Here is a 24852-nt window from a genome sequence, read left to right on the forward strand (position 1 = left end):
ACATTCGAGGAGGCGATGTCACGTTTCGCTTCGGCCTCAACGGCTCACGACAGTCTCCTGCTCCACCCGTGACAGCTTTTCGGGATTGCGCACGTGGTAGGCGCCGGTGACGTAGCCGTTCTCGACCCGCACCGCCACCACGCCGTCGATCTGCCCGTCGACCCGGACGAGCAGCCCCGGACCACCATTGATCTGCACCAACTCGACCGACCTGTCGACGCCCTTCCACCAGCCGACGGCCAGCAGGCGAGCCACCTTGCCTGCCCCCACGACGGGCCGGAGCAGGGCGTGTCTGATTCCGCCGCCGTCGCTCAGAGCCACGACGTCCGGCGCCAGGATGTCGAGCAGGCCCTGCAGGTCGCCGGTTTCCACCGCTAGCTGGAAGGCATGGAGGGCGGCTCGGGTCTGAGCCGGCGAGACGACGCCGCGTGGCCGGCGGGCGGCGACGTGCGCCCGCGCCCGGTAGGCGGTCTGGCGGACCGCCGCCGGGGTCTTGTCCACGGCTTCGGCGATCTCGTCGTACTCCAGGTCGAACACCTCGCGCAGCACGAACACCGCTCGCTCGACCGGCTGAAGCGTCTCCAGCACCAGCAGCATCGCCATCGACATGCTGTCGGCCAGTTCGACGTCGTCGGCCACATCAGGCGCGGTCAGCAGCGGCTCGGGCAGCCACGGCCCGACGTAGGACTCCTTTCGCCGTTCGAGCGCACGCAGCCGGTCCAGCGCCTGCCGGGTGACGATCCGCACCAGGTAGGCGCGCTTCTCCCGGACGGTAGTCAGATCGACATCCACCCATCGCAGCCAGGCCTCCTGCAGGACGTCCTCCGCGTCGGCGGCTGAGCCGAGCGAGCCGCTGCTCGCACACACCTGACGTCGGCGGATCCCCGTCACCCATCCGGCGCGATCAAGGAATCCTCCGCCGGGAGAATCCCTGATCGCGCCGCATGTCAGCCTGTTTGGAGTGCAGGCAACGTGGCGTTCTGGCAGGCGCCCGCGGGCAGTCCCGGCGGGGAGTCGCGCGGGCGGGCTCAGCGCTTCGCGAGTGCTTCGCGTCTGATCCACTGGAACAGGGTGGGGTTGCTGTCGGTGGTGATGACGCTGACGGTAGTGCGGGCGCAGCGGTCGTCGTGCAGCATGGCCAGCATGCTCGCGGCCAGGTCGACGCGGGCGGTGAACCTGCCGTCGGCGTGGCCCTCGACGAGGGTGTAGTCGGTGACCGACGGCAGATGGTAGAGCCCGCTCGGGCGTACGATCGTCCAGTCAAGATCGCTGGCCCGGACCAACGCCTCCATCCGGCGCATGTCGTCGTACATCGTTTTGCCCAGCACCCGCGTCACGTATGGCATCAGCACTCGGTTGAACAGGAACCCGCCGTCGGAGTACGGGTGGGGGTCGACGCCGCTTGAACTCACGACGGCGAGCCGACGTACCCGATGCCGTTTCATCGCAGCGACAATGTTGGCTACACCACGCGAGTAGGTGAAGATCGGCTGCTTCCCCGCCGTCACCCCGAGCGTCGACAGCACGGCATCCCGCTGCGCCACCGCGGTGTCGACGGCCGCTGGATCGAGCACGTCGGCGCCGACCACCTCGAGCCGATCATGACGCAGGGGAAACGAGTCCGGCTGGCGGGAGACTGCGGCGACCTGGTGCCCCGCATCCAGTGCCTGGCCGGTGAGCGGGCGGCCGGTGGGACCATTTGCTCCGAAGACGGCGATACGCATGACCACTGCCCCTCTGGTTGCTCTTGAATGTCCTGTCTGGTCAGAAGCTGCGGGCTCGCGGCAGCCGAGGAGCGCCTGGCATACGTTTCGTTTCCCTCACGCGGCGAGGCCCGAGCCTTGCTTCCCCGAGACGAGACAGCCCCGCCGTCCTGTGACGTGTGCGGCACCGACCGAGCCCGTCGACGGCCATCCGGGCCATGCCTCATGCACTTGACTGCGAAGGGCATCGGGGTGAGGTCGGGGAGCGGTGCCGGTCACGTCGGACGCGGGATTCTCCCTGCGACGCGGGGCTTTGCCGCCGGCTACGTCCAAATCTTCCGGCCACCGCCTGCCGGCGCACTGCTGAAGAAGGCTGGGGGGTATCGGCGGCAGCGAACGCACACCGATCGCTTGCCGGCTGTCGTGCCTTCCATGTCACAGCCGGTCAGGGCTGTCTCGTCCTGGTAGGTGGAGACAGACACTAACGTCGGAGGTGACGGTCATGCGGATACTCGTGGCCGGTGGGGCCGGGGTGCTGGGGCGGCGGCTGGTGCCGCAGCTGGTGGCACGCGGCCACGAGGTGGTAGCAACGACGACGAGCGCGGCCAAGCGGCCCCTGTTGGCGCGACTGGGTGCTGAGGCGGTCGTGATGGACGGACTGGACGCGATGTCGGTCGGCGAGGCGGTGGCCCGGGCCCGACCGGACGCGATCGTGCACCAGATGACCGCTATCTCGGGCAAGCCTGACATGAAGCACTTCGACCGCTGGTTCGCCACCACCAACCGGCTACGCACCGAGGGCACCGACCACCTGCTGGCCGCCGCCGAAGCGACCGGTGTGTCCCACTTCGTCGCGCAGAGCTACGCCTCGTGGAACGGCATCCGCGAGGGCGGATGGGTGAAGACCGAAGAAGACCCGCTGGATCCCACCAGCACGGGCAAGGGAGCGCAGGCGATCCACCACCTTGAGGACGTGGTCCTCAAAGCCGGTGGCGCGGTCCTGCGGTACGGCGCGTTCTACGGGCCGGGCGCCACCGACGATCAGGTCGAACTCGTGCGCAAGCGGCAGTACCCGATTGTTGGAAGCGGCGAGGGCTACAGCTCGTGGGTACATCTCGACGATGCGGCCAGCGCCACGGTCCTGGCCGTGGAGCGCAAGGTGCAGGGTGTGTTCAACATCGTCGATGACGAACCGGCCCCGGCCAACCAGTGGCTGCCCTATCTGGCGGCGTGCGCGGGAGCGAAGCGGCCGATGCGAGTCCCGGTCTGGCTGGCCCGGCTACTCGCCGGCGAGGTCGCGGTGACGATGATGACCGAGGGGCGCGGCTTCTCCAACGCCAAGGCCAAGCGGGAACTCGGCTGGCAACTGCGCTACCCGTCGTGGCGGCAGGGCTTCAAGGATGAACTGGCGTGAGCAGGGTTGAGGAGTTCGAACAACTGCGACCGCTGCTGTTCTCCATCGCCTACCGGATTCTCGGTAGCGTGAGCGAGGCCGAGGACACCGTCCAGGAGGCCTGGCTGCGCTACGACGCCTCCCCGACCCAACCCGCGTCGGCCAAGGCGTTCCTGTCGGCGACGGTGTCCCGGATCGCCATCGACGTGCTGCGCTCGGCGCGCGTGCGGCGGGAGAAGTACGTCGGGCCGTGGTTCCCCGAGCCCCTGCTCGACGACCCGTACGAGGACCCGCAGCGATCGGCCGAGCTCGCCGACTCGGTGTCTGTGGCAGCCCTGTTGCTACTGGAGCGGCTCAGCCCGCCGGAACGGGCGGTCTTCGTGCTGCGGGAGGTGTTCGGGTTCGGCTTCGGTGAGGTCGCCTCGGCGGTGGGACGTTCCGAGGCGGCGTGCCGCCAACTGGCGGTGCGGGCCCGCCGCCACATGGACGCCGGACGCGCCCGCTTCGCCACCGACCGCCGGGAGCGGAAGGAACTCGCCAGGCGATTCTTCGATGCCTTCCGGGAAGGCGACCTTGACGGGCTGCGCAACCTGCTCGCCGCCGACGTCCAGATGGTCGGCGACGGCGGCGGCAAGGCCCCGCTCTGGGGCGCGGGCGTCTTCGGCGCTGAAAACGTGGCTCGCGTGCTGGCCGCAATCGTCACGCCGTTCATCCGCATCGGCGGCAGCGTGGATCCGCATCAGGTCAACGGCCAGCCGGGCGCGATCTTCCGCGACCGGGACGGCAGGGTCGTGAACACCTTGGCGCTCGACATCCTCGACGGGCAGGTTCAAACGATCCGTGCCGTGATCAACCCCGACAAGCTCGGACACCTGGGCCCGGTCGCCGACGCTTGGGCAATCGTTCGCGAGGCGAACCAGGCCCGTTAGCACTCCAGCCGCGCTTGCGTGGTCTGGAACTCGGGGGCGGCGTTGACGTCCACCCAGGGCCAACCGGCCCTGGGACATGGCCCGCACTCCTTCGGCCTCTCCCCCGACAGGTCGGGTAGCCCCGGTGCATCGCTGCAGCGGGGCTACCTCCTCACAGGCCGAGCCGGTCAGGCGGCCGGTTCGCTGACGTGACTGTCACCAGGGCAGAGAGCCGCGCTCGCCGAAGAACCCGCCGGTGGGCCCGTCCGCGCCGAGGGTGGCCAGACGCACCACCACCGCCGCGCCCTGCGCGGCGGTGAGGTGTCCGTAGTGGTCATTGATGTCCGTGGCGCAGTAGTCGGGAGCGGCGGCGTTGATGAGAATGCCGTCCTTGCGCAGCTCATTCGCGTACTGCACGGTCAGCGCGTTCAGTGCGGTCTCGTCGCCGCGTCGCGGGTCCCTGGTGCCGATCAGGACCGTCATACCGAGCGCGGCGAGTTGCTCGGCGGTCGCGCGGCCGATCCCTTGTTCGCCCCGGTGATCAGCGCGACATTGCGGTGTGTGGTGTGCTCGTCGACGCCAGGCTCCTGTCGAAGAGGGTCCGTGCTCCCCGAGACGAGGGAGCCCGAACGTTCGGTGGCCACGCACCGTCGAGCCGGGCCGGCCCCCCCCCGGCCCCCCCGCCCCCCCCCCCCCGCCCCCCCCCGGCCCCGACGTGACCCCCGCGGCGCGAGGATCGAGGTGGCCCGCAGTGCCCACCCCACCCATCGGTGGCGAGTCGCTCGTCAATTCGGCGAGGATCCACCACGCCGCACCGGGAACCCGGCGAACCCCGGTGGGCGCCGCGCTAGCGTTGCAGCGTCAACAGACCCGGCCGGTAGGGCAGGAGGCCGTAGTCGCCGCCGGAGTTGGGAGAACGTCCCTGGTAGAGCAACTGTAGGTTGCAGGGATCGACGGTCATGGTCTGATCGGCGGTGGCACGGATCAACTCGCCGTGGCTGATGTCGTTGGTCCAGGTCGCGCCACTGTTGGCTTTGCCGGCGAAGGGGTTGCTCTCGGTTGCGGCCTGCGGTGTCCACGAACCACCCAGGCTGGTGGCGGTGAACGAGCGGAAGTAGCGCCCCTGTGCGCCGATCGCCTCGACGAGCATGAGGTACCGGTTCTGGCCCTGGAGCTTGTAGACCTGAACCGCTTCGAAGAGGTTGTTGGTCGAGTCGCTCATGATCACCGTCGACGTCGAGCCGAAACTGCCCGGGAAGTTCCCGAGGGGCATGCTGGCCCGGTAGATCCTGCCGTTGTCCCCGGCGAAGAACAGGTACATGTTCGTGTCGTCGCCGATGAGTGCCTGGTCGATGGGTCCGGTCGGGGAGTTCGAGATGCTGCCGGTGAAGAGCGTCTGAGGCGCCGACCAACTGTTCACGTTGGTCGGATCGGTCGACGTTCGGTAGGAGAACGCCGGTCCACCCCACTGGTAGGCAAGCACCCACACGTTCCTCGGGGCGAAGTAGAACAGTGTCGGCGCGACAGCCGCGAACGGCATGGCGTTCTGGCTCGCCGAGGCCATGTCCGACCAGTTCGTGAAGAGACCGAAGTTCATCGAGCCCCACGTCGTGCCCGTGTCGTGCGTCGTCCCGTAGACGAGATGCCTGCCGTTGTAGGGGGCGTGGCTGAAGTCCTTCAGTGAGACCCATCCCGGTCTCGGGTTGGCCAGCACGCCGGTCGATGTCCAGCGGTACGTCGACGGCAGAGCGCACGTGCCGGGCGGCGGCGTCGTCGGGGTGCCCCCGCCGTCGACGCGGACGAGTTGCCACTGCTGGTTGGCGCCGTTCCAGTCGTCGTACTGCACGATGTTCCCACCGTCGGCGGTCGAGGCGCCCTGCACCTCCACCACCTTGCTGCTGTGCCGGCTGACCAACCGGACATAGCCACCGTCGGAGTCGGTCAACCGGAACTGCTGGTTGGTCCCGTTGTGATCGGTCCACTGCACGATGCTGGCGCCGTTGGCGGTCGACCAGTTGTAGACGTCCAGCACCTTGCCGGACAGCCGCGACTTCAAGCGGTAGTAGCCGCCGCCCGAGTCCACGAACTGCCACTGCTGCTGGTTGCCGTTGTTCCGCGTCCACTGCACGATCCGAGCACCGTCATTCGTGGCCAGATTGTGCACGTCCAACGCCTTGCCGCTGTTGCGGTTGATCAACACGTACCACGCGGTCGTGTCGACTGCCGCCGCGGTGGCGGGTGTCGAGACCACGGCCGCCGCGGCGACACCGACGACGACCGCCGTCACACCGGCGGCGACGATCCGCGGCAACCAGCCACGCCGTCGCGGCGGCGGCGCGAGCGATACAGATCTACCAAAGGCAAACATGGTCCTCCTCTAGGGACGAGCCGAAGGGTCTTCGACGAGGGGTGCATCCGGCGACGCGTGGAGCTGGCCGAGCCGACGTTAGCGCTAACATGCCCGGACACCCTTGAGGTGCGTCGAAGCCACGAGTCGACGAAGCGGCCTGCCCGGTAGACCGCGAATGCCGGCGCCCTTATCCATCGACTGTGAGCGATAACAAGCCGCTAGTCAAGCTGTCGTCTTCTCGTGCTACCGGTGGCGCACCACTCCCCGCCGACAAGCCCCACCGGCTTCGAGGCAACGAGGCCGGCTCTCTCCGGCACACCCCCTGCGCCGCACGCTGATCCTCGTCGACGTGGCTCCCGTCGGGGCCGGACCGGCAAGCGTCGGCGTCGCCACGGAGCTGCTCGCCGCGGAGACTGCACGAGGCAAGCTCGCGGACGAATGGCCTGGCGGCGGCATGAGCCGGTGCCCGGAGACGGGCCCGGCGAGACCGGACTCAGCGGCGCGGTGGGGCGCCGACGCTGCGGCGAGGGATCAGGGTCGGTGCGATGGTGTGCCGCCCGGGGCCGGTGGTGTTCCCCTCGATCTGGGCGAGCAGCAGGTCCAGACTCGCCTGGGCGACCGCAGCGAAGTCGGGTCGCACGGTGGTCAGCGGCGGAATGAAGAACGCGGCCTCCGGCACGTCGTCGAAGCCGACCACGCTGATGTCGTCCGGCACCCGCCGACCGTGCTCGTGCAGGGCGCGCAGCACACCGAGCGCCAGGTGGTCGTTGGCGGTGAAGACCGCGGTGACCTCCGGCATCCGGGCCAGCATCTGCCCACACCGGTAGCCGGCCGCCGCGGACCAGTCCGCCGGCACCAACGGTGGGACCTCGGCACCGGCCGCCTGCAACGCCTGCCGCCATCCCTCGATCCGGCCGGCGCTGTCGAACCAGTCCGGCGGCCCCGACACGTGCCATACCGTGGGGTGCCCGGCGTCGAGCAGGTGCTGGGTGGCCGCGCGGGCCCCGGCCACCTGGTCGACCGTCACCAGCGGCACCGGCCGGTGCGGGTCACCGTCGACCGTGACCAGCGGAACGTCCTTCGGTAGGCGTTCCAGTGCCTCCCCCGCCGACTCGACCGGCGCGATCACCACGATGCCGGCGACCCGGTGAGCCAGGTGCCGCTCCACCGCTGCCGAGATCGAATGATGATCCAGGTCGTGGACGCTGCCGACACTGACGGCGAAGCCGGCCTCCGCGGCCTCCTGCTCAAGGGCGGCCAGCAGGGATGCCGGGCCGTAGAGGGTGGTGGTCTGCGCGACCACGCCGATCACCTGCGACCGGCCGGTCACCAGCGCGCGGGCCGCCCGGTTCGGCCGGTAGCCGAGTTCGGCGATCGCCGCCTGGACCCGTAGCCGGGTCTGCTCACGCACGTTGGGGTGGCCGTTCAGCACCCGGGACACCGTCTGGTGGGAGACGCCGGCGAGGCGAGCGACGTCCGTCATCGCAGGACCGCGCACGGCCACCTCACTCTCCCGCCTGCCCTCGACGATCGCGGCCGGCCGGTCGGCGGAAGCGGCCTGGAGGGTACGAATCGTTCGGGCGAGGGCCACCGTGGTGTTTCCGAGTGGCCGGCGCCTGGTCGCCGACAGTCTACGCCAGTCGTCACGGCGGCCACGGCGCGGCTGAGCCGCCCGCCGAGCGCTCCGGTCGGAGAAAAGGCGAGGTGGCGGAACCCGTTTCGTTGCGGGACTGGCGGCACCGCGCAAGCGACCGCCACCTCGTTCCGACCCGCGCCGCGGAAGGTTCGTACCGCGTCGCGGGTCGGACAGGAAGCACCGTTGCCGGCCGTGGCGTTCGGCCGAGAGCGCGTCAGAGGGCTCCCGCGATCCCACCGTGAGGGCGCCCCCACGCTCTCCGCCGCACGCGACGGCGTCGATCCTGACGGACGTCACGGCGTTGTCAGGGAGAACTGGCGCACGGTCACCGTGCCGCCCAGTGACCGGGTGGCGTAGTTGAAGACCCCGAACCGATATCCCATGAAGAACTGCCAGGCGTTGTTGAGGGTGAACGCATTGCCCAGCGGGATGAAGGTGACCCCGTCGACGCTGTACGAGAACCGGGCCTGCCGGCCCGAGCCGGGCCGGATGTCGGCGTTGGCCCGCAACCAGATCCGCCCGCCGGACACCGGCGCGCTGGCGATCTCGGTCCCGGTCCCGGTGGTGTTCCAGTCGGCGCCCATGGCCAGGCCGTTGGTCATGGCCACACGGACCGTCCCGTTGTCCCGCTTGACGCCGATCCATGCCGACGTGTCCCGCAGCATCGCGAGCCCGGCCCGGTCGCCGTCGCGCATCGTCGAGTAGTCCAGTTCGATGGTTCCGGTGGAGGTCGGCCCCTGGATCCGGTGGGTCAGCGTGTTGCGGGCCCGGTAGAGGTCATTCGTCACTGACGCGGTTGTCAGGCGCAGGCCGTTGTTCACCGACCACCGGCTGTCGTCCGGGTTGTGGTTCCATTCGTACTGGACGCCGAGGGCGCCGAAGGTGTCGGTGCCGGTGAGCGGCTTGACCGGACGCAGCGGCAGCGGGTTGGGGTAGTTGACGCCCCAGGAGCCGTTGACGGTCTGCACCTGCGGCCAGCCGTCGGCGGTCCAGGTGATCGGTGCCAGGGTCGGCATCCGGCCGCCCGGGTACGCGTCGGTGAAGGCCATGTAGTACCAGGCGCCGTTCTGCGTCTGCACCAGCCCGCCCTGGTGCGGCACGCCGCCGCCGGCGATCGGACCGGGCAGGTTCAGCAGCACCTGCCGCTGCTCGTACGGCCCGAACGGGCCGTTGGTGGACTTGAGCACGTACTGGCCGTTGGCCGGCCGGGTGAGCCAGATGTAGTAGGCGCCGTCGCGCTTGTAGAACCGGGCGCCCTCCAGCGTGCCGATGCTCGACGGCGTCTGGTACACCTGCTGGGCCCGCACCTGGGTACGCCCGTCGGCCGACAACTGCGCCACGCTGATCGTGCCGTTGCCGTACGCGACGTACATGGTGTCGTTGTCGTCGATCAACATCCCGGCGTCGTAGTAGCAGTGGGGGATGGTGGCGTGCCGGCTCCAGGCACCGTCGACGGCGGACGCGGTGTAGATGTGCGTCTGGGCGAAGTCGATGCAGCCGGCCCAGTAGAAGGTCCGGTTGCTCGGCCGGTAGTTCAGCGTCGACGCCCAGATGCCGTCCACGTACGCCTGGCTGCCGCCGGCCATGTCGTACTTGGCCCCGAAGTCCAGCCTCGGCACCGAGTGCCCCGCGAACTCCCAGTTCACCAGGTCCCAGGAGCGCAGCACCGGCGCCCCAGGGGAGTAGTGCATGGTGGAGGCCGACATGTAGTAGACGTCGCCGACCCGGATGATGTCCACGTCCGCGAAGTCCTGCCAGACCACCGGATTGGTGAAAGCGCCGCCCGGGTTGCCGGTGTCGCCGACGCGGACGAGTCGCCACTGCTGATGGGCGCCGTTGAAATCGTCGTACTGCACGACGTTCGCCCCGTCAGCCGTCGAGGCGCTCTGCACCTCCAGCACCTTGTTCGAGTTCCGGTTGATCAACCGCACATGATCACTGTCTGAGCCCGCCAGCCGGAACTGCTGGTTGGCCCCGTTGTGATCCGCCCACTGCACGATGCCCGCACCGTTGGCCGTGGAGGAGTCGTACACATCCAGCACCTTGCCGGAATGCCGCGACCTCACCCGGTAGTAGCCGTCACCGGAATCCACGAACTGCCACTGCTGCCAGTTCCCGTCGTTACGCGACCACTGCGTGATCCGCGCACCGTCGTTCGTGGCCAGGTTGTACACATCCAACGCCTTGCCGCTGTTCCGGTTCACCAACACGTACCACACGTTCGTGTCGACCGGCGCGGCCGATGCCGGCGACGGGGCCACGCCCACCAGGGCAGCGGCACCACCGACCACCGCCGCCGCGACCGCGGCGACCATCCGCGACAGCCACCCCCGTCGACGCGCCACGCCGGGCGACAGCCCACTGATCGCAACCATGATCCTCCTTCGATGACGCGGAGTTCCCACGAGTCCGCCTCGCCGCCGTCCCGGGACACCTCGCACCACCCCGAGCGACGACCCACGGAAGGGGAGCGCTCCCCTCTCCGGTCCGGCCGCCCCCGTCAGAAGCCCCGGGCGAGCCGGTAGTACGCCTGGTTCCACCGCAGTTCGTCGGCGAAGCGGATCGGATCGGTGTCGGCGTCGATGACCACCAGTTCGGTACGGCTCATCTCGGCCAGGTCGCGCAGTTCCTCCACACCCACCGCCTGCGAAAGCACCGTGTGGTGCGGAGCGCCGGCGGTGATCCACGCCTCCGCCGAGCCGGGCAGGTGCGGCCGGGGCCGCCAGACCGCCCGGGCGACCGGCAGCCGGCGCAGCGGGTGCGGCGGCGGCACGACGTCGACGACATTGGCCACCAGCCGAAACCGCTCCCCCATGTCCGCCATGCCCAGCACGACGGCGGGACCCGGCGCGGCATCGAAGACCAGCCGTACCGGGTCTTCCCGGCTGCCGATGCTGAGCGGGTGAATCTCCACGTCTGGCACACCGGCGGCGATGCTCGGGCACACCTCGAGCATGTGCGCACCGAGGACCAACTCCTGGCCGGGGGTGAGGTCGTACGTGTAGTCCTCCATGAAGGAGGTGCCACCGGCGGCTCCGACCGCCGTCGCCTTGAGCATCCGGACCAGGACGGAGGTCTTCCAGTCACCCTCGCCGCCGAAGCCGTATCCGTCGGCCATCAGCCGCTGCACGGCGATCCCGGGAAGCTGACGCAGGCCACCGAGGTCCTCGAAGTTCGTGGTGAACGCCCGGAAGCCGCCCTCGTCCAGGAACGCGCGCAGGCCGGTCTCCAGGCGCGCGGCGTACCGCAGGGAGTCGTGCCGCGCGCCGCCGGGCCGCAGTTCTGGGGCGATCCGGTAGGTATCGTCGTACTCCTTGACCAGGTCATCAACCTGCGCCTCGGTGACGTCGTCGACCACCGCGACGAGGTCGTTGACGCCGTAGGTGTTGACCGACACCCCGAAGCGCAGCTCCGCCTCGACCTTGTCCCCGTCGGTCACGGCGACATCGCGCATGTTGTCACCGAACCGGGCGAGCCGCAGCGACCGCACCGCTGACCAGCCGATGGCAGCGCGGGCCCAGGCGCCGATCCGTGCGACGACCCGGGGGTCGGTGACATGGCCGGCGACAGTCTTGCGGGCGACACCGAGCCGGGTCTGGATATACCCGAACTCGCGGTCGCCGTGTGCGGCCTGGTTCAGGTTCATGAAGTCCATGTCGATCTCGTCCCACGGCAGCAGGACGTTCGCCTGGGTGTGCAGGTGCAGTAGCGGTGTCCGCAGCGCGTCCAGGCCGGCGATCCACATCTTCGCCGGCGAGAAGGTGTGCATCCAGGCGATCACCCCGACCGCTCCCTGCACGGCCGCGTCCCGGCACGCCGCGAGGATGTCGGTGCTGGAGGTGAGGACCGGCTTCCAGACCACTCGGACGGGGATGTCCTCAGACGCGTCGAGCCGTGCGGCGATCTGCCGGGACTGGTCGGCGACCTGCCGGAGGGTCTCCTCGCCGTACAGGCCCTGGCTGCCGGTGAGGAACCAGACCACGGGCTGGGGGTGGGTTGCCATGTCGTTGCCTTCCGCGGTAGGGGCGGTCACTTGAAGCGGATGCCGATGAGGCGCTGGAGAAGGATGAAGGCGAAGAGCAACCCGCCAATCACGATCTTGGTCCACCAGGAGTTGAGGCTGCCGTCGAACGTGATCAGGGTCTGGATGACACCCAGCACCAGGACGCCGAGGACGGTGCCGAAGACGTAGCCGGATCCGCCGGTGAGGACGGTGCCCCCGATGACGACGGCCGCGATCACGTCGAGTTCCATGCCGACGGCGATCAACGGGGCGCCGGACAGCGTGTAGAACGACAACAGGATTCCGCCGATGGCCGAGCACAGCCCGCTGACCGTGTAGACGGCGATCCGGGTGCGGCCGACGGGCAGGCCCATCAGCAGCGCGGAGTGGGAGCTGCCCCCGATGGCGTACACGGTGCGGCCGAAGCGCGTGTACGCCAGCACGTACGCGGCGACGAGCACCACCGCGAACGCGATCAACACGCTGATCGACACGAAGTTCCCGGCGGGGTTGCCGATTCGCTCCTGCGACATGGCCGTCCAGAAGCCGTCGGTGATGGGGATGGACGCGTCGCTGATGAACGTGCACATGCCCCGGGCGAAGAACATTCCCGCGAGGGTGACGATGAACGGCTGGATGTCGAAGAAGTGGATCGCACAGCCCATCAGGAACCCGAGCGCCGGGCCGATCAGCAGCGCGATGACGAGCACCAGGGCCGCGGGCAGCCCGCCCTGGAGCAGGGCGGCCGACACCATGGCGGTCATCGCGACCACCGAGCCGACGGACAGGTCGATGCCGCCGGTGAGTATCACGAAGGTCATGCCGACCGCGACGACGAGCAGGAACCCGTTGTCGATGAAGACGTTGAAGACGACCTGGATGTTCGAGAAGGCCCGATACTGGGACACGCCGATGCCGTACATGACCAGCAGCAGGGCGAGGGTGGCCAGGACCGGGACGTGCCGCCGGGGCAGGCTGGGCCGCCACGTACGGCCGGCGCTCAGCGACGTGCTGCTCATGCCGACACCTGCGCCTTCTCCCGGCGCGGGGCCGCCGGGCCGGGCACGGCTCGACCGCGGCGGCGGAACCGGGCGCGGAACCCGGGGGACTGGACGAGGCAGACGGCGATGACGACGACCGCCTTGAACAGCAGGGACGTCTGCGGCGAGATGTTCATGGCGTACACCGTGGTGGTGAGGGTCTGGATGATCAGGGCGCCGAGGACCGTGCCGCTGAGGGAGAACCGTCCGCCGGCGAGGGAGGTGCCGCCGATGACCACCGCGAGGATCGCGTCGAGCTCGATCCAGAGACCGGCGGCGTTGCCGTCCGCGCTGGACACGTTCGCGGTGATCATGAAGCCGGCGAGCGCGGCGCAGCCGGCGCTGACCACGTACACCAGGAAGATGACGCGGCGCGAGCGGATGCCGGCCAGTCTGCTGGCCTCCGCGTTGCCGCCGACGGACTCGACGATCAGGCCGAGGGCGGTGCGGCGGGTGAACGCGGCGACGAGCAGGGCCACCGCGAGTGCGATGAAGATCGCCAGGGGTAGTGTCAGGACGTGTCCGAGCCCGATCGCCCGGTACGGGGCCGAGTTGATGGTGATGATCTGCCCCTCGGCGATCAGCTGGGCGAGCCCCCGGCCGGCCACCATCAGGATCAGCGTGGCGATGATGGGCTGGATGCCGATGACGGCGACCAGGACCCCGTTCCACACGCCGAGCACGAGCGCGGCCCCGAGGGCCAGGGCGAGCGCGGTGAGGACGGTCGGGAGACTGCTCTGGTCGGCTGACCGGCTGATGTGGAGACAGGCGATGGCGCCGCTGATCGCGCAGAGCGAGCCGACGGACAGGTCGATCCCGCCGGTGGCTATGACGAGGGTCATGCCGAGTGCGACGAGGATCAATGGCGCGCTCAGCCGCAGGATGTCGATCGGCGTGCCGTACAGATGCCCGTCGTTGACCTCGACGGAGAGGAACCCGGGCCGGTAGATCGTGTTGGCGACGATCATGAGGAGGAGCACGAGGACGGGCCAGAGGAGCCGGTGGCGGGTCAGCCGCTGGAAACGGTCGGTGGCGGCGCTCATCGATCCACCTCCACCCGGTGGGTTCCGCTGGCGATGGTCTGCATGACGCGGTCGGCGTCGAGGGCGTCGTCGTTGTCGAGCTGGGCGACCATCGTCCGGTCGCGCATCACGGCGACCCGGTGGCTCAGCCGCAGCACCTCCTCCAACTCCGCGGAGATGAACAGCACGGCCGTACCCCCGTCGGAGAGCTCCACCACGAGCTTCTGGATCTCGGCCTTGGCGCCGATGTCGATGCCCCGGGTCGGCTCGTCGAGGATCAGCAGCCGCGGCTCCGTGATCAGCCACCGGGCCAGCAGCACCTTCTGCTGGTTGCCGCCGGAGAGGTCACGCACGGGCGCGTCGGGATTGGCCGGCCGGATGCGCAGCGCCCTGACGTACCTCTCGACCAGCTCGTCCTGACGGCGGCGCGGAATGGGCCGCGCCCAGCCACGCGCCGCCTGCATCGCGAGGATCATGTTCTCCCGGACCGACAGCTCGGGCACGATGCCCTCCGCCCGCCGGTTCTCCGAGCAGAATCCGATGCCGCGGTCGATGGCCTGCGCCGGGGTCCGCAGAAACGTCCGGCCGCCGTCGACCACCAGGTGGCCGCCGTCGGCGCGGTCGGCGCCGAACAGCAGCCGCGCCACCTCGGTACGGCCCGAGCCGAGCAGGCCGGCCAGCCCGACCACCTCGCCGGAGTGGATGCGCAGGCTGAACGGGGCGACGGCGCCCTTGCGGCCGAGATCCGACGTCTCCACCAGCGGGGTCCCTGCCGACTGCGCCGCGACGGGCCGCTTGGGCTGCTCGTCGAGGCGCTCCAGGGCGTCGAGTTCCTTGCCGATCATCTTCTCGACGAGGCTGAACTGCGGCAGTTCCTCGGTCCGGTACTCCCCCACGAGCGTGCCGTTGCGAAGCACGGTGATCCGGTCGGCGATCCCGTACACCTGGTCGAGGAAGTGGGTGACGAACAGGATCGCGATCCCCTCGTCCCGCAGTTGCCGCATGATCCGGAACAGCTGCGCGACCTCGCCGGCGTCCAGACTGGACGTCGGCTCGTCGAGGATGAGCACCCGCGCGCGCACGTCGATCGCCCGGGCGATGGCGACCATCTGCTGCACGGCGAGCGAATACGACGCCAGCGGCGCGGAGACGTCTATGTCGAGGTCCAGGCGGACCAGGAGCGCCCGCGCCCGCCGGCGCATCTCACGCCAGCGGACGGCACCGAGCCGGCGCGGTTCCCGACCGATGAAGATGTTCTCCGCCACCGACAGGTTGGTGCAGAGATTGACCTCCTGGTAGACGGTGCTGACGCCGGCGGCGGCGGCTTGCCTCGGGCCGGTGAAGGAGATCTGCTCACCGGCGAGAGTGATGCTGCCCGCGTCGATGTCGTAGACGCCCGTCAGCACCTTGATCAGGGTCGACTTGCCGGCGCCGTTCTCGCCCATCAGGGCGTGGACCTCACCTGGGAACAGCCGGAAGTCGACGTTGTGGAGTGCGCGGACCCCCGGGAAGAACTTGCTGATCCCGGTCATGGTCACGACCGGACGGCTACCCGCCATTCCATCACACCTTCTCTGGACGGTGTCGGCACGGAAACGAGCGACGAGCCGGGGCCGCCGTCCGGTGGACGGCGACCCCGGTGCGGTCAGTACTTGCGGTCGGGCAGTGCCTTCCTGGCCTGCTCCTGCGTGAAGGTGGTCTCCTCGGTCTCGATCCGGACCGGCACCTCCTCGCCGGCGTGGACCTTCTTCGTCAGCTCCATGAGCTGTGGCCCGAGCAGCGGGCTGCACTCCGCGATGAAGTTGAACTTGCCATCCGCGAGGGCCTGCATGCCGTCCTTCACCGCGTCGATGGTGATGATGAGGATGTCCTTGCCGGGTGTCTTGCCGGCCGCGGTGATCGCTTCGAGCGCGCCCAGGCCCATGTCGTCGTTGTGCGCGAAGAGCACGTCGACGTCCGGGTTGGCCTTGAGGAACTGCTCCATCACCTGCTTACCGCCGGCCCGGGTGAAGTCACCCGACTGGGAGGCGATGATCTTGAGGTTCGGGCTGGCGGCGATCGCCTCGGCGAAGCCCTTCTTGCGGTCGTTCGCCGGGGCGGAGCCGGTCGTGCCCTGCAGTTCGACGATGTTCACCGGCCCGGTCGCCGACCTGGTGTTCTCCACCAGCCATTCGCCGGACAGACGGCCCTCCTTGACGAAGTCCGACCCGAGGAAGGTCTTGTACAGCGACTTGTCGGCGGAGTCCACGGCGCGGTCGGTGAGGATCACCGGGATGCCCGCGTCCTTGGCCTCCTTCAGGACGGTGTCCCAGCCCGACTCCACGACCGGCGAGAAGGCGATCACGTCGACCTTCTGCTGGATGAAGTTGCGGATCGCCTTGATCTGGTTCTCCTGCTTCTGCTGGGCGTCGTCGAACTTCAGCTCGATTCCCGCCTCGGCGGCGGCCTCCTTGATCGAGGTGGTGTTCGCCGTCCGCCAGCCGCTCTCCGCGCCGACCTGGGAGAAGCCCAGAACTATCTTGTCGTCGCCACCGCCGGAGTCGCCGCCGGTGTCGCTGTTGCCGCAGGCCGCGAGGCTGCCGGCGAGCAGCACGGTGACGAGGGCCGCGACTGTGGTGCGTGCCGTTCTCCTGGTTCTCATCGGTTCTCCTCGGAATCGGGCGAGCCGGATCTCGGCCTCAGGGGGCATGCGGCCCGGCTGCCGTGGTGGGGGTGGTGCGAGCAGGGCGGTGCCGGATGAGCGTTGTCCGGTCAGGAGGTTCGGACGGCGGTGCTCAGTCCGGGCGTTGCCCGTAGACGTTCTGGTACCGGTCGTGGAGCGAGTCGATGTCGGCCGGCGCGATCGGAAGCGGCTGACCGAGGGCGCGGGCCAGGTGCGCGGTGCGGGCGACGTCCTCGCACATCACCGCCGCCTTGACCGCCGCGCGGGCGTCCCTGCCGATCGTGAAGACCCCGTGGTTGCGCATGAGCACGGCGGGCGAGCGGTGCCCGGACAGGGTGCTGACGATCCCCTTGCCGATGGCGTCCCCGCCGATCAACGCGAACGGCCCGACGGGGATCTCCCCGCCGAACTCGTCGGCCTGGGCGGTCAGCCAGCACGGGATGCCCTCGCCCCGGGCGGCCCAGGCGGTGGCGTAACCGCTGTGCGTGTGGACGACGCCGCCGACCTCGGGCATCGCCCGGTAGACGTAGGCGTGGGCGGCGGTGTCGCTGGACGGGGATCCGGCCCCGTCGACGACGTTGCCGTCGAGGTCGCAGACCACCATGCTGTCGGCCGTCAGGTCGTCGTAGTCGACGCCGCTGGGCTTGATGACCATCAGGCTCTGGCCGGGGACCCGGGCCGAGACGTTGCCGGCGGTCCACGCCACCAGGTCGTACCGGGTCAGCTCGCCGTGCAGGCGGGCAACGGTGTCCCTCAGCACGGCCACCTGTCGAGCCACGTCGCCGGTCATCCGAGCACCTCCAGAATCGTGTCGGCCCTCGCCGCGGCCGCGTCGAGCGCCGCGTTCCGGATCGCCCGCAGGCGGAGCATGATGTCGTTGCCGCCGCGGCCGAAGTGGTCGTGCAGCGCGCGGTACTCGGCGTAGAGGGCGTCGTACGCGCGCACGTTGTCCGGGTCCGGCCGGTAGACCGCCTCGCGCACCCGGCCCATCGCCGCGGACGCCTCGTGGATCGACGGGTACGCCCCCGCGGCGACCGCCGCGTGGATGGCCGACCCGAGCGCCGGTCCCTGGGCGGAGCCGATGACGCTCAGCGGGCGGTCGGTGACGTCGGCGTAGATCTGCATCAGCAGCCGGTTCGAGGTGAGGCCGCCGGCGGCCACCAGGTCGGTGACCGGCACTCCGGCGTCGACGAACGCCTCGATGATCATCCGGGTGCCGAACGCGGTGGATTCGAGCAGCGCCCGGTAGACGTCCTGTGGCCGGGTGGCCAGCGTCATTCCGACGATCAGGCCGCTCAGGTCGTGGTTGACCAGGAGGGAGCGGTTGCCGTTCCACCAGTCCAACGCCACCAGGCCGTGCGCGCCGACCGGCTGGGCGGCGGCCAACTCGGTCAGCTGCTCGTGCGTGTCCAGTCCGGCGGGCGCGGCGTGCGTGACCAACCAGCCGAAGATGTCGCCGACGCCACTCTGGCCGGCCTCGTAGCCCCAGGCGCCAGGGCTGATGCCGCCGTCGACGACGCCGCACATGCCGGGTACGTCGGCGCGGTGGGTGCCGTTGAGGACGTGGCAGGTGGAGGTGCCCATGATCGCGACCAGCCGGCCGGGGTTCAGGGCCTGGGCGGCGGCGGCCGTGACGTGCGCGTCGACGTTGCCGACCGCGACGGCGATGCCCTCCGGTAGGCCGGTCCAGGCGGCGGCCTGGGAGCTGAGGCTGCCGGCACGGTCGCCCAGGGGCAGCAGCGGACCGTCCAGCTTGGTCACGAAGTCGGCGAAGCCCGGGTTGAGCGCGCTCAGGTACTCCCCCGACGGGTACCGACCGTCCTGCCGGAGGCCCTTGTAGCCGGCGGTGCAGACGTTGCGGGTCTCGGTGCCGCAGAGCTGCCACACGATCCAGTCGGCCGCCTCGATGAAGCGATCGGCGCGCCGGTAGGTCTCCGGGTCCTCCTCGAGGATCTGCAGGCCCTTGGCGAACTGCCACTCGGCCGAGATCCTGCCGCCGTAGCGGCTGATCCACGGCTCGCGCCGCTCGTGGGCCAGCGCGTTGATCCGGTCGGCGTGCGGCTGGGCGGCGTGGTGCTTCCACAGCTTCACCCAGGCGTGCGGCCGGTGGCGCAGCTCCGGGATCTCGCACAGCGGCGTACCGTCGGCGAGGGTCGGCAGGACGGTGCAGGCGGTGAAGTCGGTACCGATGCCGATGACCTGAGACGGTGCGACGCCGGCGGCGGCCAGCGCGGCCGGGACGGCATGACGCAGGACGGCTCGGTAGTCCTCCGGGTCCTGCAGCGCCCAGTCGGGTGGCAGCGACGGCCCGCCCTCGGGGAGCGCGGACTCGATGACTCCATGGCGGTACGCGTGCACCGCGGTCCCGAGCTCCGCGCCGTCGCTGACCCGGACCACCAGAGCCCGGCCGGAGAGCGTGCCGTAGTCGACTCCGACCACGTACCGCTCGTCCGAACCGTCCACACCGCTCATGACCACCTCCACTCGATCGCGACCTTAGTGTTAACGCTCACATCGAACCTCGTCAAGACGCTTGCCGGCACCAGGCGGATGGCGCGCCCGGCAGCCCTGGTCAGGCGACCGCCCGGAGGGGCGACGTTGGGACCGCGCCGCCCAGGCGGGGCAACTCCGCGACGCCGGCCTCCGCCACGTCGGCGGCGATCAGCAAGACCCGGCACCGGGGACGCCCGGGCTGCGACCGCCACGGCGACGGCAGCCAGCGATGGAGCTCGCCGACGGCTCAGCCACCGCAGCCCGGCCGAACCGGGCACGCAGGTTACGGCAGAACACCTGTCCGACTCCGACAGCACGTGATCCATGCCGGAGTTAACGTTAACGACATCGATCGCCGACAATAGACGTAGGACCGAAACCCGGCGTGGCCGCGTCCATCACCGCACGCCCGATCGACCCTCACCGCAGGACTGTCACGGGAAGCCCTTGATGCCGGCGGCGCATTCTGGCACCGTTATGTTCGTCTATGTTAGCGCTCCCAAACCGGCGCCCATTCATCCCACCGGTGGCCGGCCAGTTCTGGGCGCGCTGACACGAAACCCGACCATCCCCCACGACACTCGGGAGCCACCGTGACACCACCGGCCCGACCACACCGACACCGTCCGCCCCGATCGAGGCGCGGGCTCCTCGCGCTGCTCTCCGTCGCAGCCCTCCTCGCCACCCTGTTCGCTCCGGCCACCCCCGCCACCGCCGGCACGACCCTCGGCGCGTCGGCCGCGGAGAAGGGCCGCTACTTCGGCGCCGCAGTCGCGGCGCACCGCCTCTCCGACAGCCAGTACGTCACCATCCTCGACCGCGAGTTCAACTCGGTCGTCGCCGAGAACGAGATGAAATGGGACGCCACCGAGCCCCAGCAGGGCGTCTTCACCTTCGGCAACGGTGACCGGATCGTCAACCACGCCCAGTCCCGCGGCATGTCGGTGCGCGGGCACACGCTGCTGTGGCACGCCCAGCAGCCGGGATGGGCGCAGACCCTCACCGGCAGCGCGCTGCGGAACGCCGCGATCAACCACGTCTCCCGGGTGGCCAGCTACTACCGCGGCAGGATCCACTCGTGGGACGTGGTGAACGAGGCCTTCGCCGACGGGGGCGGCGGCGCCCGGCGCGACTCCAACCTCCAGCGCACCGGCAACGACTGGATCGACGCCGCCTTCCGCGCGGCCCGCGCCGCCGACCCCGGCGCCAGGCTCTGCTACAACGACTACAACACCGACGGCATCAACGCGAAGTCCACCGCCGTCTACAACATGGTCCGCGACTTCAAGGCCCGCGGCGTACCCATCGACTGCGTCGGCTTCCAGTCGCATCTGGGCACCAGCCTGCCCGGCGACTACCAGGCCAATCTGCAGCGCTTCGCCGACCTCGGCGTCGACGTCCAGATCACCGAACTCGACGTGGCGCAGGGCGCCAACCAGGCCAGCATCTACGCCGCCGTCACCCGCGCCTGCCTGGCCGTCGCCCGCTGCACCGGAATCACCGTCTGGGGAGTCCGGGACAGCGACTCCTGGCGGAACGACAATCCCCTGCTCTTCGACGCCAACGGCCTCAAGAAGCCCGCGTACACCGCCACCCTGGACGCCCTCAACGCCGGCGGGCCGGGCGACCCCGGACCGATCGACCCCAGCGCCTGGTATGTGCTGGTGAACCGGAACAGTGGGAAGGCACTGGACCTGTACGCGTCGGCCACCACCGACGGGGCGCGGATCACCCAGTGGACCCGGCACGACGGGGCGAACCGGCAGTGGCAGTTCCTCGACTCCGGCGGCGGCTACTACCGGCTGAAGTCACGGCACTCGGGCAGGGTCCTCGACGTCTACAACTGGTCGACCGCCGACGGTGGGGCCATCGTGCAGTGGAGCGACCACAACGGGACCAACCAGCAGTTCCGCATCGCCGACTCGGGCGGCTACGTCCGACTGCTCAGCCGGCACAGCGGCAAGGTCGTGGAGGTGCAGGGTGCTGCCACGACCGACGGCGCCAACATCGTGCAGTACGCCGACTGGAACGGCGCCAACCAGCAGTGGCAACTCGTCCGGGCCGGCTGACGCCGCCTCGAACGACCGGCTCGGCAACGGCAGCGGCAACGGCCCGGCGGGATCTCCGCCGGGCCGTTCACGGCAAGTCCACCGGCCCGTACCGGGTCCGGGCGACTCCGCTGCTCAGCGCCCAGTAGCGGTCGCCGAACGACCAGTGCCACCATTCGGTCGGGTAGTTGACCATGCCAGCGGACGACAGCGCCCGGCCCAGGATGCCGCGATTGGTGCGGGCCTGCGGGGAGATGTCGGGTGATCCGGTGAAGCAGGCGTTGGCGCTGTCCACCGGGCTGGCGTTGACGATCGTGCCCAGGTCCAGTTCGAGCCCGTCGGCCGTGCAGAGGGTGAGGTCGACCGTCCCGCCGGTACTGTGCGGAGCCACCTCGGGCGGCGAGATGTACTTGCTGGCCTCCACGTGCCGGCGCGCCGGGTCCCACTCCGGGTACCTGCGGCGCAGTTCGTCCTTGTAGCTGTCGAAGTAGGTCGTCTGCAGGCTGAGGGGGCGGTACCCCTCGATGATCAGCAGCCGCAGCCCTCCCGGCAGGGTCCGTTGGGCGTCGAGCAGACGCTGGACCGTTGCCTCCCGCAGGTGTGCGTAGGCACCGGCCGCGTCGGCCAGGCGTTCGTCGACCCGAAGTTCCGCGACCTGGCGCACGTCCACCAGGGCCTCTCCGTTGTCGTGCAGCGGGATGGCCGAGATTCGCCGATCAGACAGCAGGATCATGACCGGGCCCGCCCGGCGGCGTCGATGATCGCGCTGGCCACGGCGGCGGCCGCGTGGGGGCGGCCGCGCTGACGGGCGGCGTTGGCTAGCTCCTGGCGTCGCTCCGGGTGGTCGAGCAGCATCGTGATCTCCTCGTAGAGGCGGTTGGCGGCGGCGTCGGGGCCGGCGAGCACGCGGGACGCGCCGGCGTCGGCGACGTTGCGACCCCACTCGTGCAGGTTCGGCGAGCGGCGCAGTTTGCCGGTGGTGATCGCCGCGAAGGGTATGCCCTCCTGCCTGGCGACACTGGCCTCCAGTCCGTAAGCGACGCCCACCAGGGGATGTCCGGTTCGGTGCCGGCTGCCGCCAGGCGGGCGCGCAGCGCACGGATCGTGGTCAGCGCCGGGTAGGTGCGTCCGCCCGTTCCCCCGCCGGTGACGATCATGCGGATGCTGCGCGGGTGTTCCGCGGTGTAGCCGGCCATCAGCAGGGACTCGGGCAGAGGGCGGCGGCGTCGGTCCGGTGCAGTGCGCCCTGGATGAGGATGTCGAGCAGCGCCGGGAAGTCGATTCCGGCCCGCTGCCAGATCTGCGGGTACTGGGAGGCGGCGGTGAACCCGGGGAACGTGTTGACCTCGTTGATCACCGGCTCCCGGCAGTCTCCGGTCCACGCTGTGCCGTGGTCGGCTTGCGGCTCCGGGAGGAAGAAGTCGACGCGGAGCAGACCACGGCAGCCGAGCGCGTGGAACGCCTGCACGGCCCGGTCCTGCAGGAGCCGGGTGGTGCCGGGGTCGAGCCGGGCCGGAATCTGGAAGTCGGCGCCGCCGTCGTACTTGGCTTCGTAGTCGAAGAAGGCGGCGTTCGCCACCCGTATCTCCAGCGGCGGCCCGGCCTCGACGCGGCCGTCGGGGTGCTGGAGGACGCCGACGTCGATCTCGCGCCCGCGCACCGCCCGCTCGACGAGAACCTTCGCGTCGCTCTCACGCGCGAGTCGCAGGGCGGCGGGCAGCTGCGCCCACCGCTCGACCTTGGAGACCCCCAGGCTCGAGCCGGCCCGGGCCGGTTTGACGAAGACGGGCAGTCCCAGCCGCCGCTGATCCCGCGACGACAGTTCCTCGTCGGGGCCCAGCGTCATTCCGGCGGCCACGCGCAGGCCGTCGGCGGTGAGGAGTTTCTTCGTGACCGGCTTGTCCATCCCCGCGGCGCTGGCGAAGACACCGTTTCCGACGAACGCGACGCCGAGCCACTCGAGCATCGACTGCACGGTGCCGTCCTCACCGTACGGGCCGTGCAGCGCCGGGAACACCACGTCCTGGTCGCCGAGGGTCCCCAGCGCCTGCGCGAACGTGGCCGGGTCGCCGTTCACCCGCCACCGGCCGTCCCGCTCGATCAGCACCTCGGTCACGTCGTACGTGTCGCGGTCGAGATGGGCCAGGATGCTCTCCGCCGAGCGCCGCGAGACGTCGTGCTCCCCGCTGCGCCCACCGAACAGCACCGCCAGACGAACAGTCATGATGTCGCCGCTCCCCCAGGTAGGTGTACACGCGCCACGCGGGCGCCGATTCCGGTCAAAATCTCGTGCGGGTTGGTGCCGGCCCACCGCGCCCACTCGGCGGCCGTCGGCTCGGCCGGGTCAGGCGAACCCAACTCGGCGCCGGGACCGAAGACGACCACGGGATCGCCGAGCGCCACCGGCAGATCGCCGACATCGACGACGCACTGGTCCATGGCGATGCGGCCGACGATCGGACACCGCCGACCGGCGAGCCAGACCCACGCACGGCCCTCGGCGGTGCGCGACAGACCATCGGCGTACCCGAGCGGCAACAGGGCGAGCGTGGTCGGGCGGCTGGTCACGTGGTCGGGCCCGTACGAGACGCCGGTCCCCGCGGGAACCCGCTTCAGGTTGACGACCTGTGAGCGCAGGGTCATCGCGGGCCGCAGGCCGAAACGACCGGGACCGGTCGCGCCGAACGGCTCGACGCCGTACATGGCCAGCCCGATCCGGCAGAGATCGAACCGGGTCTGCGGGGCGGTCAGCGCCGCCGCCGAGTTGGCCAGATGCACCAGCTCGGGATCGAGCCCGGCCCCGCGAGCGATCCGCAGCGCCTCCCGGAACGTCGCCACCTGCCGCTCGATGCTCGGGCAGCCCGGCACATCCGCGTTGGTCAGGTGGGACCACACCCCGCGTACCTGAAGGCTGCCCTCCGCCTCGTGCCTGCGGGCCCAGGTGACCAGCTCCGGCCAGTCGTCGCTCCGGGCACCGTTGCGGGACAGACCGACATCGGCCTTGAGCTGGACCGCCGCCGACACGCCGAGCCACGCGGCCGCGCCGGCGACCGCGCCCAGCTGGGGCAGGCTCGACACCGCGATGTCGACATCCGCGGCGATCAGCCGGGTGAAGTCCTCGTCCGGCCGGTGCAGCCAGCTCAGGACAGGCGCGTCGAGACCCGCCGCGCGCAGCGCCAACGCCTCCGCGGCCGAGGTCACGCCCAGCCAGCGGGCGCCCGCACCCACCGCGGCCCGCGCCACCGGCACCGCGCCGTGCCCGAACCCGTCGGCCTTCACCACCGCCATCAGCGCGGTGCGCGCGGTGGCCGCGATCGTTCGGAGGTTCGCCGCGATCGCCCCAAGGTCGATCACGGCTTCGGCCAACCGCCCGCCCCCGGCGGCGGCATGGGTCGCGACGCGCCGAGTGCGCGTACCCCGCGTCACCGCGCGGCCCGGGGCTCGGCGGGCGACTCATCCGGCGGTGGGGCGGCCCCGTGCTCGGCCGCGGCGGCCCGGCGCACCGCGAGCGTCTCCCGGATGCGCCGCCGGATCGCCCGCCGCTGGCGCTCGTCGCGGCGGCTGCGGTGTGCTGGCTCGAAGATCATGTCCGGC

The 24852-nt window shown here is 70.2% G+C and carries 20 protein-coding genes and 1 pseudogene; 3 read left to right on the plus strand and 18 right to left on the minus strand.

Going from position 1 to position 24852, the window contains the following annotated elements; translation table 11 throughout:
• Nucleotides 1-36 precede the first annotated feature (36 nt).
• A complete protein-coding gene (locus ACGF7U_RS15215; protein WP_393106810.1) occupies nt 37-891 on the minus strand; it encodes an RNA polymerase sigma-70 factor in 855 nt (284 codons plus the stop codon).
• Nucleotides 892-1028: 137 nt separating this feature from the next.
• Nucleotides 1029-1724, minus strand: a complete 696-nt coding sequence (locus tag ACGF7U_RS15220) for an NAD(P)-dependent oxidoreductase (RefSeq protein WP_393106812.1) — start codon at nt 1722-1724, stop codon at nt 1029-1031.
• Nucleotides 1725-2205: 481 nt separating this feature from the next.
• On the opposite strand from ACGF7U_RS15220, the gene ACGF7U_RS15225 reads away from it, so the two are divergent.
• The gene (locus ACGF7U_RS15225) at nt 2206-3117 is read left to right on the plus strand and encodes an NAD-dependent epimerase/dehydratase family protein (protein ID WP_393107170.1); all 912 of its coding nucleotides are present in this window, start codon (nt 2206-2208) and stop codon (nt 3115-3117) included.
• Entirely contained in the window at nt 3114-4025 is a 912-nt protein-coding gene (locus ACGF7U_RS15230) for an RNA polymerase sigma-70 factor (RefSeq protein ID WP_393106814.1), read from the plus strand. Before ACGF7U_RS15225 ends, ACGF7U_RS15230 begins: the two co-directional genes overlap by 4 nt.
• 195 nt (nt 4026-4220) lie before the next feature.
• Here ACGF7U_RS15230 and ACGF7U_RS15235 read toward each other — a convergent pair whose 3' ends face one another.
• The 11 genes from ACGF7U_RS15235 to araB all read right to left on the minus strand — a co-directional run bounded on the left by ACGF7U_RS15235 (nt 4221) and on the right by araB (nt 19189).
• Nucleotides 4221-4487: a hypothetical protein gene (locus tag ACGF7U_RS15235; RefSeq protein ID WP_393106816.1), complete on the minus strand. Its 267-nt coding sequence runs from the start codon at nt 4485-4487 to the stop codon at nt 4221-4223.
• Between the two features lie 364 nt (nt 4488-4851).
• Nucleotides 4852-6372: a non-reducing end alpha-L-arabinofuranosidase family hydrolase gene (locus ACGF7U_RS15240; RefSeq protein WP_393106818.1), complete on the minus strand. Its 1521-nt coding sequence runs from the start codon at nt 6370-6372 to the stop codon at nt 4852-4854.
• 475 nt (nt 6373-6847) lie between these two features.
• Nucleotides 6848-7837: a LacI family DNA-binding transcriptional regulator gene (locus tag ACGF7U_RS15245; protein ID WP_393106820.1), complete on the minus strand. Its 990-nt coding sequence runs from the start codon at nt 7835-7837 to the stop codon at nt 6848-6850.
• A gap of 446 nt (nt 7838-8283) precedes the next feature.
• Nucleotides 8284-10365 (minus strand): family 43 glycosylhydrolase, encoded by a 2082-nt coding sequence (locus tag ACGF7U_RS15250; protein WP_393106822.1) that lies wholly within the window; start codon nt 10363-10365, stop codon nt 8284-8286.
• 125 nt (nt 10366-10490) lie between these two features.
• Nucleotides 10491-11993: an L-arabinose isomerase gene (gene araA, locus ACGF7U_RS15255; protein ID WP_393106824.1), complete on the minus strand. Its 1503-nt coding sequence runs from the start codon at nt 11991-11993 to the stop codon at nt 10491-10493.
• A gap of 26 nt (nt 11994-12019) precedes the next feature.
• Nucleotides 12020-13012, minus strand: coding sequence for a galactofuranose ABC transporter, permease protein YjfF (gene yjfF, locus ACGF7U_RS15260; RefSeq protein WP_393106826.1), 993 nt, complete (start codon nt 13010-13012; stop codon nt 12020-12022).
• Nucleotides 13009-14076, minus strand: a complete 1068-nt coding sequence (locus ACGF7U_RS15265) for an ABC transporter permease (RefSeq protein WP_393106828.1) — start codon at nt 14074-14076, stop codon at nt 13009-13011. The genes yjfF and ACGF7U_RS15265 overlap by 4 nt, the downstream gene beginning before the upstream one ends.
• On the minus strand, nt 14073-15614 hold the full coding sequence (locus tag ACGF7U_RS15270) for a sugar ABC transporter ATP-binding protein (protein WP_393106830.1): 1542 nt from the start codon (nt 15612-15614) through the stop codon (nt 14073-14075). The genes ACGF7U_RS15265 and ACGF7U_RS15270 overlap by 4 nt, the downstream gene beginning before the upstream one ends.
• 86 nt (nt 15615-15700) lie before the next feature.
• Nucleotides 15701-16696 carry an ABC transporter substrate-binding protein gene (locus tag ACGF7U_RS15275; protein ID WP_393106832.1) on the minus strand — a complete coding sequence of 332 codons (996 nt, stop codon included), beginning with the start codon at nt 16694-16696 and terminating at the stop codon, nt 15701-15703.
• A 133-nt stretch (nt 16697-16829) separates the two neighbouring features.
• Nucleotides 16830-17507 (minus strand): L-ribulose-5-phosphate 4-epimerase, encoded by a 678-nt coding sequence (locus ACGF7U_RS15280; RefSeq protein WP_393106834.1) that lies wholly within the window; start codon nt 17505-17507, stop codon nt 16830-16832.
• Nucleotides 17504-19189, minus strand: coding sequence for a ribulokinase (araB, locus tag ACGF7U_RS15285; protein WP_393106836.1), 1686 nt, complete (start codon nt 19187-19189; stop codon nt 17504-17506). Before araB ends, ACGF7U_RS15280 begins: the two co-directional genes overlap by 4 nt.
• 614 nt (nt 19190-19803) lie before the next feature.
• Here araB and ACGF7U_RS15290 point away from each other — a divergent pair.
• Entirely contained in the window at nt 19804-21279 is a 1476-nt protein-coding gene (locus ACGF7U_RS15290) for an endo-1,4-beta-xylanase (RefSeq protein WP_393106838.1), read from the plus strand.
• A gap of 67 nt (nt 21280-21346) precedes the next feature.
• On the opposite strand, the gene ACGF7U_RS15295 is transcribed toward ACGF7U_RS15290, so the two are convergent.
• The 5 genes and pseudogenes from ACGF7U_RS15295 to ACGF7U_RS15315 all read right to left on the minus strand — a co-directional run bounded on the left by ACGF7U_RS15295 (nt 21347) and on the right by ACGF7U_RS15315 (nt 24845).
• Complete coding sequence (locus tag ACGF7U_RS15295; RefSeq protein WP_393106840.1) at nt 21347-21991, minus strand: M15 family metallopeptidase; 645 nt, start codon at nt 21989-21991, stop codon at nt 21347-21349.
• Between the two features lie 185 nt (nt 21992-22176).
• Nucleotides 22177-22454, minus strand: a pseudogene (locus ACGF7U_RS15300) (glycosyltransferase); the annotation flags it as partial.
• Nucleotides 22454-23482 carry a D-alanine--D-alanine ligase family protein gene (locus ACGF7U_RS15305; protein WP_393106842.1) on the minus strand — a complete coding sequence of 343 codons (1029 nt, stop codon included), beginning with the start codon at nt 23480-23482 and terminating at the stop codon, nt 22454-22456. The gene ACGF7U_RS15305 and the pseudogene ACGF7U_RS15300, both read right to left, overlap by 1 nt.
• Nucleotides 23479-24612 carry an alanine racemase gene (gene alr, locus ACGF7U_RS15310; protein ID WP_393106845.1) on the minus strand — a complete coding sequence of 378 codons (1134 nt, stop codon included), beginning with the start codon at nt 24610-24612 and terminating at the stop codon, nt 23479-23481. The genes ACGF7U_RS15305 and alr overlap by 4 nt, the downstream gene beginning before the upstream one ends.
• Nucleotides 24613-24680: 68 nt before the next feature.
• Nucleotides 24681-24845: a hypothetical protein gene (locus tag ACGF7U_RS15315; RefSeq protein WP_393106847.1), complete on the minus strand. Its 165-nt coding sequence runs from the start codon at nt 24843-24845 to the stop codon at nt 24681-24683.
• Nucleotides 24846-24852 lie beyond the last annotated feature (7 nt).

The sequence above is a fragment of the Micromonospora sp. NPDC047670 genome, from assembly GCF_043204915.1.
In the GTDB taxonomy this organism is placed as follows: domain Bacteria; phylum Actinomycetota; class Actinomycetes; order Mycobacteriales; family Micromonosporaceae; genus Micromonospora.

What these genes read in the sequence shown, in the direction of transcription:
- ACGF7U_RS15225 (WP_393107170.1), top strand. Translation starts at nt 2,206, where the DNA reads ATGCGGATACTCGTGGCCGGTGGGGCCGGGGTGCTGGGGCGGCGGCTG.
- ACGF7U_RS15250 (WP_393106822.1), bottom strand. Translation starts at nt 10,365, where the DNA reads ATGGTTGCGATCAGTGGGCTGTCGCCCGGCGTGGCGCGTCGACGGGGG.
- ACGF7U_RS15280 (WP_393106834.1), bottom strand. Translation starts at nt 17,507, where the DNA reads ATGACCGGCGACGTGGCTCGACAGGTGGCCGTGCTGAGGGACACCGTT.
- ACGF7U_RS15265 (WP_393106828.1), bottom strand. Translation starts at nt 14,076, where the DNA reads ATGAGCGCCGCCACCGACCGTTTCCAGCGGCTGACCCGCCACCGGCTC.
- ACGF7U_RS15270 (WP_393106830.1), bottom strand. Translation starts at nt 15,614, where the DNA reads ATGGCGGGTAGCCGTCCGGTCGTGACCATGACCGGGATCAGCAAGTTC.
- ACGF7U_RS15240 (WP_393106818.1), bottom strand. Translation starts at nt 6,372, where the DNA reads ATGTTTGCCTTTGGTAGATCTGTATCGCTCGCGCCGCCGCCGCGACGG.
- yjfF (WP_393106826.1), bottom strand. Translation starts at nt 13,012, where the DNA reads ATGAGCAGCACGTCGCTGAGCGCCGGCCGTACGTGGCGGCCCAGCCTG.
- ACGF7U_RS15220 (WP_393106812.1), bottom strand. Translation starts at nt 1,724, where the DNA reads ATGCGTATCGCCGTCTTCGGAGCAAATGGTCCCACCGGCCGCCCGCTC.
- ACGF7U_RS15245 (WP_393106820.1), bottom strand. Translation starts at nt 7,837, where the DNA reads ATGACGGACGTCGCTCGCCTCGCCGGCGTCTCCCACCAGACGGTGTCC.
- araA (WP_393106824.1), bottom strand. Translation starts at nt 11,993, where the DNA reads ATGGCAACCCACCCCCAGCCCGTGGTCTGGTTCCTCACCGGCAGCCAG.
- ACGF7U_RS15295 (WP_393106840.1), bottom strand. Translation starts at nt 21,991, where the DNA reads ATGATCCTGCTGTCTGATCGGCGAATCTCGGCCATCCCGCTGCACGAC.
- ACGF7U_RS15315 (WP_393106847.1), bottom strand. Translation starts at nt 24,845, where the DNA reads ATGATCTTCGAGCCAGCACACCGCAGCCGCCGCGACGAGCGCCAGCGG.
- ACGF7U_RS15275 (WP_393106832.1), bottom strand. Translation starts at nt 16,696, where the DNA reads ATGAGAACCAGGAGAACGGCACGCACCACAGTCGCGGCCCTCGTCACC.
- ACGF7U_RS15305 (WP_393106842.1), bottom strand. Translation starts at nt 23,482, where the DNA reads ATGACTGTTCGTCTGGCGGTGCTGTTCGGTGGGCGCAGCGGGGAGCAC.
- araB (WP_393106836.1), bottom strand. Translation starts at nt 19,189, where the DNA reads ATGAGCGGTGTGGACGGTTCGGACGAGCGGTACGTGGTCGGAGTCGAC.
- ACGF7U_RS15235 (WP_393106816.1), bottom strand. Translation starts at nt 4,487, where the DNA reads ATGACGGTCCTGATCGGCACCAGGGACCCGCGACGCGGCGACGAGACC.